This is a genomic window from Mesorhizobium sp. M1066 (assembly GCF_040318635.1).
Lineage (GTDB): Bacteria > Pseudomonadota > Alphaproteobacteria > Rhizobiales > Rhizobiaceae > Mesorhizobium.
The window spans coordinates 1-604 of the sequence record NZ_JAMYMR010000129.1 but is presented as its reverse complement, the minus strand read 5'-3'; the positions used below and the strand labels follow the sequence as shown (position 1 = coordinate 604).

Genomic DNA, 604 nt, shown 5'->3' with positions numbered 1-604 from the left:
GAAGCCGGTGGGATAGAGGCGCTCGCGCCGCGCCGCAGAGGAAGGCCGCGATCGATGTCAGACCCGCCGTCGCCTGGCGAGCCGCCCGTGGCGCAGAGTGATGAGACCAAGAGCCGCGAAGAGCTGCTTGCGGAACTGAACCATCTGCGCATGGAGAACGCCTACCTAAAAAAACTGGAGGCCTTAACGCAGGGACACGCGCCCAAAAAGCGCAAGCTGTCCAAGCGTTAAGGCTGCTCTATCCGCTCGATGGTCTGCTCAAACTGGCAGGGCTTTCCCGCAGCACGTTCTACTATCGACAGAAGGCGTCCCGCGTCGACCGCCATGCTGGTCTCAAGGAGAAGATCAGAGCCGTCTTCGACAGCCACAAGGGCCGCTACGGTTATCGCCGGGTGGCTGCTGCACTGCGCCGGCTCGGTCATGTCGTCAATCACAAGGCGGTGCAGTGTCGGATGGTGGAGATGGGATTGAAGTCGCTGGTCAGGCCGAAGAAGTATCGCTCCTACAAAGGCGGCATCGGAAGGACGGCTCCCGATCTCATTCAACGCCAGTTCAACGCTGACAGCGCCAACCATAAATGGGTGACCGATGTGACGGAGTTCAA

At 60.4% G+C, this 604-nt stretch carries 1 pseudogene; it reads left to right on the top strand.

Going from position 1 to position 604, the window contains the following annotated elements:
• Window positions 1–604: pseudogene (locus NKH52_RS35445) on the top strand (IS3 family transposase); the annotation flags it as partial.